Source organism: uncultured Chryseobacterium sp. (assembly GCF_913776365.1).
Classification (GTDB): Bacteria; Bacteroidota; Bacteroidia; order Flavobacteriales; family Weeksellaceae; genus Chryseobacterium.
In genome coordinates, this window is the sequence record NZ_CAJYMO010000329.1 from 1 (window position 1) to 8,513 (window position 8,513).

Genomic DNA, 8,513 nt, shown 5'->3' on the forward strand with positions numbered 1-8,513 from the left:
CCTGCATCTTCCGGATCACGCTGTTTCCGTTCCCCATAACCGTATCCTGATGAGCTGGGTTATTGAAAACCTGGTGAAAAATGCAGTGGATGCCATGAAAGGGGAAGGCTCCATTTCCATGTCGGTCTCGGAGCGCAACAAAAGCATTGTGGTAGAAGTACAGGATACCGGAAGCGGGATGACCAAGCAGCAGGCCAATAATGCCTTTAAGCCGGGATACTCCACCAAAAAACGGGGCTGGGGGCTTGGGCTCTCTCTTGCCAGAAGGGTGATACAGGAATACCATAACGGCGACATCAGGATCGCCCATACCGAAGTAGGCAAGGGGACCACCTTCAGGATCAACATCAGGAAAGCATAGTGATTGCAGCGGGGCGTACGGAGAGACTGGCAAAGAAGCTGGCGGAAAAATCCGGTTATTGATCTTAAATAATTTGAATTCTGCCGGCAACAGTTTTGTAATTGATTCCCGAAATGCGTATTTTCGCAACAGTTTATGAAAAAAGTACTCTTCATATCGGTATTAAGCCTGTTGGGCTGCAGTAAGAATACCCAGACACACCCTCCTGTGGGCGGTGTGCTGAGCCGGAATGACCTTGAAGTTTCGAGAGAGCGGATGAAAAACCTCAATGCGCAGGAACGGAGCCAGATCCAGGAGTGGATCGGCAGCCAGCCGGTGAAATTCTATCCTACCCAGCTGAATTACTGGGTCAGTACCGAAGGTTTTGATCAGCGGCAGCGGAGACAGGACAATACCCTGATTTCCTATTCCTATGAACTGTATGATTTCGATCAGACCAAAATCTATGACGAGCCGAAAGAAAGAAGAGAGGCCCGCTTCGGACATTTTGATGAGCTGAAAGCCGTAGAAGACGCCCTTCGCTTTATCCGTGACGGAGAAGAGGTTACCCTGCTGGTTCCTTCTGCGCTTGCCTACGGCACCTATGGAGACGAAAAGAAAATAGACAACGATATCCCGCTGATCATAAAATTAAAAGCATTATAATCCATGAAATTGTTTAACAAAAATACAATTCTTGCGGCAGCTGCTGTTTCGCTGATGAGTTGTACACCAATTTATAAGAAAATGAACGTAGACAAAGAAACTTACGAAGGTCTTAACGACGGGCTGTATGCCAACATTCAGACAACAAAAGGAAATCTGATTGTAAAATTTGAAGACAAGAAAGCACCGGTAACCGTGGCTAATTTTATCGGCCTGGCGGAAGGTAAAATCGATAACAAAGCCAAGGCGAAAGGTGTTCCTTATTATGACGGAACCATCTTCCACAGGGTAATCAAGGATTTCATGATCCAGGGAGGCGATCCTCAGGGGACAGGAATGGGAGATCCGGGATATAAATTCGAGGATGAAAGAAACGACCTGAAACATACCGGAAAAGGTGTTCTTTCCATGGCTAACTCCGGACCGAATACCAACGGTTCCCAGTTTTTCATCACTGAAGTGGCAACCCCATGGCTGGACGGAAGGCATACCATCTTCGGGAAAGTGGTAAAAGGCGAAGACGTGATCGATACGATTGCCAATGTGGAAAAAGGACCTCAGGATAAGCCTAAAACGGATATCGTGCTGGAAAAAGTTTCCATTTTCAGCAAAGGCGATGCCTACAAGGATTATGATCCTGCAAAGACCTTTACGGAAGGAAAAGCGAAAATTGCAGAGAACAACAAAGCTTTCCTAGCCAAAGAAGAAGCGGATAAAAAGAAAAAAGAAGAGGAGTTCAAAGCCAATCAGGAAAAAATGGTAGAAGACCTGAAAGCGGGAATGCAGAAAACCGAATCCGGCCTGTACTACAAAATTACCAAAACGGCTGACGGGAAAGCTCCTAAAGCCGGGGACAACGTATCCGTACACTATGCCGGAAAGCTGGTAGACGGAACGGAATTCGATTCCTCTTTCAAGAGAAACGAGCCGATCGAGATCCCGATCGGAATGGGAAGAGTGATCAAAGGATGGGACGAAGGGATCCTTTTGCTGAAAGAAGGCGAAACGGCTACCTTGCTGATCCCGCCGGCAATGGGCTACGGTGCCAACGGTGCCGGAGGCGTTATTCCGCCGAATGCATGGCTGGTATTTGATGTGGAACTGGTGAAAGTGAAGTAATCAAAATTTTATACAAAGCAAAAGCTGTCCTCAGGGACGGCTTTTTTTATTGAACTGAGACCGGTACTGTAACGAACCTGACCGGTATTGCGACTGATTTTAAAACCGGATAATAATAATAAAACCTGCCGCCGGAGTATCCGGTGATCATCATCAATCCGGAAATATACAATCAGATTCAGAATCGAATGAAAACAAAATCTTTTTTCCTACTATTCCTTATGGTGTATGCATTTGCTTTTTCACAGGCAAAGGCTAATCCCGAAGACGCCGCCATTAAAAAATCACTGCTTTATTTTGTCAACAGCATTAAGGATAAAAAGATAGAGCAGGGGGTCAGCTGTATCTATCCCAAATTTTTTACGGTGGTTCCGAAAGACCAGATGATCCAGCTCCTGAACATGACCTATAACAACCCGTTCATGAAGATTGATATGAGTGAAATCAAGGTAGGCAGCAGCGAGAAGCCGCGGCAGATCGGCAGGGAGTATTTTTCAGTAGTCCCTTACTCCATGAAGCTGAAATGCAATGTCGGTTCCATGAATGAGGAGATGAAAAAGAAGATCAGCAGCCTGCTGGTCAGTAAATACGGAAAAAATAATGTGAAATATTCTGCCGGAGAAGGTTCTTTCCTGATCAATGCGGGGATGCGGGCCTGTGCGGTTTCCACGGACCGGAAAAACTGGAAATTCGTGATCCTTGAGAAAGAATATAAGTCGCAGCTGGTGAAAGTATTGCCGAAACAGATCCTGGACACCTTCTGAATCTTACCTGAGTTTGGCCCGACGGTCTGCATAAGACCTTCCCGAAAACAGGCTTATATACGGTGATGCATAACCTGAGGCAGTAAGGTAAATCCGCAGAATCCGGGCCTGCTTTCACCGGCGATTATGATTTCTCAGGACCGATAACCGGCACGGATCCTACCGGACCGTGCAGATACAGCCCTTATGTCCGGTTCATATAAAAAACCTTATTTTCGCATAAAATTTGTCAATGAAAAACCTTCTCTGTGCCGCCCTTTTCTGTTCTGCCGTTCTCATTACCGGACAGGGAAAAAAGTTTTATGAAAAAGGGGAAGTGGATTTTAAACAGCGGGTGGAGCGCATCAATATGAGGTTTGAAAACAACCTGCCGTTTGTAAAAGTAACCATCAGAAACAAAACCTATACTTTTCTTTTTGATTCCGGAGCACCTACCGTGATTTCCCAGGCTATTTTCAGGGAACTGAACCTGAAGAAGAAATACAGGAGGTCTGTGGGAGATTCCAACAAAAATACACAGGAGCAGATCTTTACCGAGCTTCCGGAAATGAAAATCGATCAGGTCACCTTCAGGAATACCGGTGCCGTTGTCCTGGATCTGAATGCGGATGAGCTCCGCTGCCTGCATGTGGACGGCATCATCGGTGCCAATCAGATGGCGGGGCTGGTCTGGAGGCTTAATTATGCTGAAAACCAGCTTGAGGTCGCAAAAGACATCTCAGGATTCGATCTCCGGGGATTTGATTTGGTCATCCCTTTCGGGACCAGTATACAGAAAACACCGCTGATTACAATCCGGATGTTCGACAAAGATCTTCCCTTTACTTTCGATACCGGATTTTCCGGAAGGCTTGAACTGACGGAAGCTGAATTTAATCCCGGAAAAGTACAGCGTTCGGTAAGAACTTCGGGAACCCATTCAACCGGTGCCTTCGGAACGGCAAAGCCGTCGGAAGGGTATATCTTCCGGGCGCAGGCCATAGGCATCGGCAACAGCGTTTTTAAGGAGGAAATCGTTTCTACCGGAAGCATGAACCTGATAGGAAACGAATTTTTCAGGGATTTTACCTGTATCATGGATTGGAAAAGCCGCAGGATCTATATGAAACGCATAAGGACGGTGCCGGCAGTGCTGGAATCGTTCGGTTTCAGTTACCGTTTCCTGGAATCAAAACCGGTGGTGGCCTATGTTATCGGAGAAGATGAATCCCTCATCAGAAACGGTGATATCATACTGGCTATAAACGGCATTTCCCTGGAGCATCTGGATCAGGATCAGGTCTGCCATTACTTTCTCCACAGGATAGAGAGCAACCAGAGAGTCATCAACATAAAAATAGACAGAGGCGGTAAAGTGTTTGATTACCAGATCGAAAGAAAAGCATACTTAAACTGATTTATAAGCAGGAATCCAAAGCTTAAAAAAGACTTCCGGTACTTATTCTGCATCTGTATTGTATGCGGGATATAGGGGTAGAATCAGTCCTAACCCGGAATCAGAACCCCTGCCGGTGTGCTTATCATAAAAAAGTGGTATACTAAGGAATGCTTTTATATTGATGATCACAATAAATCTTAAAAACGGCAAATATTTCTAACGATATCGCGTAAAATAAATTTTTATTAAATATTATTCAAATATCGTTGCGGATATTTAAATTGGATTATCTTTGCACCCGTAAAATTCAGAACTCAATTAAACTTTTACTTATGAAAAAAAGACTGATGCTGGGAACGGTACTTTCCATGTTCTTTTTTGCGGAAAATGCCTCAGCTCAACAGGGCAATGTAGGGATCAACACTTTAACTCCTAAAACCACTCTTGACATCGTTGCCAAAGCAGGGAGTACGGATGCCGACGGCCTTCAGGCCCCGAGACTGACCCGTGCAGCACTCACTGCCAAAGGAAACGGTGTGTACGGTACAGACCAGGCCGGTGCTATCATCTACATCAGCGATATTACCGGCGGAGATGCTGCCTCGCAAAGGGTGAACATCACGGCAACCGGTTATTATTTTTTCGACGGCAATCTTTGGCAGAAAGTAGGCGCAGGTAGCGATTTGTACAAAGACAATGGGGTGCTCACTTCCAACCGGACGGTTTCCCAGGGAAATAATACCATGGCCTTTACTTCTTCCGCAACTTCCGGAACCAGCCATTTTACGGTAGATGACGCCACCTTCAATGTAAATGCCGTAAATGACCGGGTTGGTATCGGTACTAATAATCCGACGGCCAGGCTGGAAGTGAATAACGGAAGCACAGCGGGTGCTGTAAAGATTGTTGACGGAACCCAGGGAGAAGGGAAGGTGCTTACCAGTGATGCCAGCGGCGTGGGAACCTGGAGGACCATGGCCTTTTCCAGCAATGTGGAAGGAACGTGGCTGATCAACAATGCACAGGCAAATACCAACAATTCAATTCCGGCAAACCGTTACAGCTCAGTGGCAAGATTATCGCTGCCCGCTGCAGGAACGTACCTCGTGTTCCTCAATGCCGACTTCGGTTTCGATAATGCCGTATCGATTCCTGCGCAGGTGGAATACCTGATTACCCGGGGGTCCATAAACAATGAGCAGAATCTCGCCAATGCCATTGGTGCAGTACCGGGAACCTGGAATACGATTTACAATTCCGTAACCTCGGGAATGGGCGGGTTTACCATCAACAATACATTTTTCATCGTTACAACAGGAGCCCAGGATATTTTCCTGACCATCAAACCGATTCCGGGGCAGTCTGCCAACAATGGTACAACCGCAACCAAGCTCATGCGATGGGGAGGAACTGCAGAAAACCCTCCTTACCAATCCATTCCGGGCGGTCTGGCAATCGACCGTTTCGTGGCATATAAATTCTAATACCATTCGGTAGGAGGAAGCACTTAATACGATATTCACTTCAGCCTTACCGGGCAGATTATGGGAATACAATGGAAAACGGGCTCCGGCCCGTTTTTTTTATGGAAAATGAGACAATCCTGCAGGATCCTTTACTTCGTGATAAACTAAGGTGAAATCAATCGTATTTCCCAGATGATTTAATTTGATAATGAAATTAACGCTGTTCAATCAAGATTTAAACAGAATGAGTTTTGATAAAACGACTGATGATTATTATACCGTCTTTTGACAGGATTTTATCCTATCCTGTAGAAAGCTTTCCGTCGGGACTTTGATGCAAGGTAAATTAAACCGTATTCTCATTACATTCATCGGTTTCTTAAATCAAAATGAAATCAACGCTGTTCAATAAGATTTATACAGAATGGTTAAAGAATTTTGTTTGGTCATTGATTCTTTCTTTCTTTCTTTCTGATCCTGTTTTTGCTAAAGGAATTTCCGGCATCCCGATTCCCTTTTACAGCTTTATCACCCGGTCACCGATTCAGATCCGGGTTTATCCTAGATTAATTTAAGTTCGATATAACAAATGATTTGAAATAGGCTGCATTTACATCATTTGCATTATTCAGTTACATCGGACTGAAGCCCGACGTCATAATTGGGTTTTACATGGAGCATGGTATAATAATCTTAGGTTCAAGACAAAATAAAGAACAGCAAAACCGGCCTGCCTGGTAGGGGGAGATATATTCAGAGCCCCAGGTTAATTCATGACAGGCAGATTGTATGCTTTCATTCGGCATCTGCCATCCGTTTGGGATCTACCAGTTCTTATCCACCATATAGATCAGCTGGGTCATCACCACGGCGCCCATCAGCAGCTCCCTGCGGTTTACCTTTTCAAAGGTGTCTTCTTCGGTGTGATGGATATCAAAATACCGTTGGGAATCAGGGACCAGCTCAGCCGTAGGAATGCCCAGATCATGCAGCGGGTAAAGATCGGTGCCGGAGAATGTATTTTCAAAGTCATAGACTCCGTAGGGCAGGAAAAGTTTCCTCCATCCCTGGATAAGTTGCCGTTCGGCAGGAGCCATTTCCAGTGAAATCCCCCTGGTGCTGAATCCGCCGGCATCCGATTCAATGGCAAAGAGATGCTTTTCATTGTTTTCTTTTGCCGCCTTTGCATAGGCAAGACCGCCTCTGACGCCATTTTCTTCGTTGGCAAAACAGACGACACGCAGGGTATGCCTGTTCCGGATTCCCAGTTTTTTAAAAGTCCTCAGGACCTCTATGCTCTGCACAATCCCGGTACCGTCGTCGTGCGCTCCTTCCCCCACATCCCAGGAATCAAGATGCCCGCCTACAACCATTACGCTGCTGTCCTGGCTGCCGGTAATTTCCCCGATGACCGAGTGGGACTGTTTTTCGCCCTTCATGCCGCAGGAGGAGTTAAGCTTTACTGTAACCTTTCCTGTCTTTACCAATGCTTCCAGTTCATCAGCGGTTGTATTGCCGACAGCAACTGCCGGAATTTTCCTGTCGCTGTCGTAGCGCATGGCTCCGGTATGCGGAACGTCGTCAAATGCAGAGGACAGGGAACGGATGATGGCAAACTTCCCGCCTTTTTTTGCCGTCAGTGAAGCAGCGGTTACCCGATACCTGGCGGCATCGCCATAGCTTTTGAAGGTTTCCACAGAAGACTGGCTGAAAGGGTAGTTGAAAAAGAGGATCTTGTCTTTCACCTGTTCCGCGGTAAGTTTTTCATATTCCGCCATCGATTTCACCATAATGACTTCGCCTGAAACGTCCTTTCCGCCGGTTCCTTCGGAATTCCCGAGGGAGAGCATCTTTACGGTTTTCCATTTTCCCGCGGCGGCCCTGAGCTGCATTGATTCTTTGCCTCTTTGCCAGACCGGAACCGTCACTTTCTGCAGCCATACCTTATCGGCTCCGGCATCGCGCAGCTTCTGTGCGGCCCACTGTACAGCTTTTTCGTAGGATGCGGATCCGCTCAGCCGGTGGCCTATGGTCTTGGTGAGTTCCCGCAGTTCGGTATAAGCTTTTCCATGATTCAGGATTTCCCCGGAGATGCTGCTGAATTGCAGGGAATCTCCCTTTTCCTGTGCGGATGCGGCCATGCTGAAAAACAGCAGGGCAGTTGCTAATCTATTTTTCATTTTTTTTAATTGATCATGCAGAACGGCATGCCGTTCCGTCAGTATTTGATTTCAATATCCATCTGTCTTCCTTCTGTTTCCGCTTTCCTGTCCAGCGAAGTTCCCGCCGCAACGCCGATGGCCAGTCCGACAGGGAATCCGGTGCCGAAAAGGCCTATATTTCCCATGGACAGTCCGAAAGCCATTCCCAGCGGCAAACCGAACACGGCAAGTCCGGCAGCCATCCACATCTTCCTGTAATGATTCTTTGGTACGATCTTGTGTCTTTTTTCAGGAAGCGACAGAATCACCTTCTACTTTTCTTTCAGGACTTCGTACAGAACCCGGCCGGCCGGGGCTGAAGAAATGGCCTTCACATTCTCATTGATGGCTTCCACTGTAGAAAAAGGAATTTTCTTTGTCGCGGCCTTATCCAACAATCTTTGAAACTGCAGGTACAGGTTGCGGGTTTTAGAACCGGTAATATGTTCCGGAAGCAAACCGGGCTGAAGAATTTCCATACTAAGGATTATTAATGGATTTTTATAACATTACAGGATAAGCCATATCAGGTCTTTCTGCACCTGCAAAATTCAGGAAATTTGTTTTCATAAATTGGTG

At 46.4% G+C, this 8,513-nt stretch carries 9 protein-coding genes; 6 read left to right on the top strand and 3 right to left on the bottom strand.

All coding sequences use genetic code 11. From position 1 onward, the window contains the following. From QZ735_RS18005 to QZ735_RS18030, 6 genes are all read left to right on the top strand, one after another. The coding region (locus QZ735_RS18005; protein ID WP_294251493.1) for an ATP-binding protein at window positions 1-361 on the top strand (361 nt) is incomplete at its 5' end. Between the two features lie 135 nt (window positions 362-496). Further along, window positions 497-1,006 carry an FKBP-type peptidyl-prolyl cis-trans isomerase gene (locus QZ735_RS18010; protein WP_294251498.1) on the top strand — a complete coding sequence of 170 codons (510 nt, stop codon included), beginning with the start codon at window positions 497-499 and terminating at the stop codon, window positions 1,004-1,006. A gap of 81 nt (window positions 1,007-1,087) precedes the next feature. After that, complete coding sequence (locus tag QZ735_RS18015) at window positions 1,088-2,125, top strand: peptidylprolyl isomerase (protein ID WP_294251500.1); 1,038 nt, start codon at window positions 1,088-1,090, stop codon at window positions 2,123-2,125. Window positions 2,126-2,313: 188 nt separating this feature from the next. Beyond that, complete coding sequence (locus tag QZ735_RS18020) at window positions 2,314-2,889, top strand: hypothetical protein (protein ID WP_294251503.1); 576 nt, start codon at window positions 2,314-2,316, stop codon at window positions 2,887-2,889. A 232-nt stretch (window positions 2,890-3,121) separates the two neighbouring features. Beyond that, on the top strand, window positions 3,122-4,285 hold the full coding sequence (locus QZ735_RS18025) for an aspartyl protease family protein (RefSeq protein WP_294251506.1): 1,164 nt from the start codon (window positions 3,122-3,124) through the stop codon (window positions 4,283-4,285). Window positions 4,286-4,599: 314 nt separating this feature from the next. Continuing rightward, window positions 4,600-5,751 (top strand): hypothetical protein, encoded by a 1,152-nt coding sequence (locus tag QZ735_RS18030; protein ID WP_294251508.1) that lies wholly within the window; start codon window positions 4,600-4,602, stop codon window positions 5,749-5,751. 806 nt (window positions 5,752-6,557) lie between these two features. Here QZ735_RS18030 and QZ735_RS18035 read toward each other — a convergent pair. Genes QZ735_RS18035 through QZ735_RS18045 form a run of 3 tightly spaced genes read right to left on the bottom strand, consistent with a single transcriptional unit; the run spans window position 6,558 to window position 8,413 of the window. Continuing rightward, complete coding sequence (locus tag QZ735_RS18035) at window positions 6,558-7,913, bottom strand: M20/M25/M40 family metallo-hydrolase (RefSeq protein WP_294251511.1); 1,356 nt, start codon at window positions 7,911-7,913, stop codon at window positions 6,558-6,560. 38 nt (window positions 7,914-7,951) lie between these two features. After that, window positions 7,952-8,203, bottom strand: a complete 252-nt coding sequence (locus QZ735_RS18040; RefSeq protein ID WP_294251513.1) for a hypothetical protein — start codon at window positions 8,201-8,203, stop codon at window positions 7,952-7,954. A gap of 3 nt (window positions 8,204-8,206) precedes the next feature. Then, complete coding sequence (locus tag QZ735_RS18045; protein WP_294251516.1) at window positions 8,207-8,413, bottom strand: hypothetical protein; 207 nt, start codon at window positions 8,411-8,413, stop codon at window positions 8,207-8,209. Window positions 8,414-8,513: the final 100 nt, after the last annotated feature.

Coding starts and splice junctions, on each gene's coding strand:
- QZ735_RS18015 (WP_294251500.1), top strand. CDS start 1,088: ATGAACGTAGACAAAGAAACTTACGAAGGTCTTAACGACGGGCTGTAT.
- QZ735_RS18030 (WP_294251508.1), top strand. CDS start 4,600: ATGAAAAAAAGACTGATGCTGGGAACGGTACTTTCCATGTTCTTTTTT.
- QZ735_RS18010 (WP_294251498.1), top strand. CDS start 497: ATGAAAAAAGTACTCTTCATATCGGTATTAAGCCTGTTGGGCTGCAGT.
- QZ735_RS18035 (WP_294251511.1), bottom strand. CDS start 7,913: ATGAAAAATAGATTAGCAACTGCCCTGCTGTTTTTCAGCATGGCCGCA.
- QZ735_RS18025 (WP_294251506.1), top strand. CDS start 3,122: ATGAAAAACCTTCTCTGTGCCGCCCTTTTCTGTTCTGCCGTTCTCATT.
- QZ735_RS18045 (WP_294251516.1), bottom strand. CDS start 8,413: ATGGAAATTCTTCAGCCCGGTTTGCTTCCGGAACATATTACCGGTTCT.
- QZ735_RS18020 (WP_294251503.1), top strand. CDS start 2,314: ATGAAAACAAAATCTTTTTTCCTACTATTCCTTATGGTGTATGCATTT.